Source organism: Chryseobacterium sp. 2TAF14 (assembly GCF_052115105.1).
Classification (GTDB): domain Bacteria; phylum Bacteroidota; class Bacteroidia; order Flavobacteriales; family Weeksellaceae; genus Chryseobacterium.
On sequence record NZ_JBFRGA010000330.1, the window covers coordinates 1 to 1,164 of the forward strand.

A 1,164-nucleotide genomic window follows, 5' to 3' on the forward strand; every position below is an offset into this window, starting at 1 on the left:
GAATAGTCGTCGTAACCCGGTAACCCTGCTACTTTCACAATTTTTACGAAACTTCCCTCAAGTTCTAAAAAACCATTCTGAATAATTGGCTTTTCCTGAACTTCGTTAATGTAATAATGACTGAAACTTAATCCCCAAAAATATGCGGAAGCTTTTTCATTTTCAATTTTACACAACCAAAATCCAAGCTGATTCCTGCCCAAAGCATACACCACATTCCCAATTTTTGTTGATTAGAAAAGCTAAATTGCATTGAAAAAGCTTCATTAAAAACTTTAAATTCCGCTTCATGTGCTTCCCATTTATTTTCCATTAAATCCTGAGAATTAGCTTCTATACTGTCTTTTTTAAAGCTTCTAAATTTTTTGAGGTCAACAATCTGCAAATAATCGGGTTTCTCAGCAAGAATCTGTGTTGCATCATATTTCTCTATTTGCATATTGTGATCATAAATTACCAAATCATCATCATTTTTTAAATTTTTAACCCGATTATCATCAGGAGATGTAAAACATCTATCTTCAATACTTTTCGAACACGAAAAAGTCAGAAACAAAAGGGCTAAATATTTCAATTTCATAAGATTAAATATAATAAAAAAACGCTCCCAAATTCATGGAAGCGCATTTAAAATACTATATAACTAACTTTTAATATTTTAAACATTAAATCTGAAGTGCATCACATCGCCGTCCTGAACGATGTATTCTTTTCCTTCAACAGAAAGTTTTCCAGCTTCTTTTACTTTTGATTCTGAACCGTAAGTCACATAATCATTATACTTAATAACTTCTGCACGGATGAAACCTTTCTCAAAATCGGTGTGAATCACTCCTGCAGCTTGAGGCGCAGTCCAACCTTGTCCAATTGTCCAAGCTCTAACTTCTTTTACACCTGCTGTAAAATACGTCTGAAGCTTTAATAAATCATACGCTTTTCTGATCAGACGGTTTACTCCCGGTTCTGTAAGACCTAATTCGTCAAGGAAAATTTCTCTTTCTTCGTAAGTTTCCAGTTCGTTGATATCTGCTTCAATCTGAGCTGCCAAAACAACGATTTCAGCGCCTTCACCTTTCGCCATTTCTTCGATTTTAGCAATCCATTCATTTCCGTTTTTAATAGAATTTTCATCTACATTACAAACGTAAAGAACAGGCTTATTGG

At 33.9% G+C, this 1,164-nt stretch carries 2 protein-coding genes; both read right to left on the bottom strand.

The window, feature by feature from the left end; genetic code table 11:
- Window positions 1-127: 127 nt before the first annotated feature.
- On the bottom strand, window positions 128-574 hold the full coding sequence (locus AB4Y90_RS17995; protein ID WP_441558931.1) for a hypothetical protein: 447 nt from the start codon (window positions 572-574) through the stop codon (window positions 128-130).
- An 84-nt stretch (window positions 575-658) separates the two neighbouring features.
- On the bottom strand, window positions 659-1,164 hold a 506-nt coding region (locus AB4Y90_RS18000; RefSeq protein ID WP_441558932.1), incomplete at its 5' end, for a DUF933 domain-containing protein.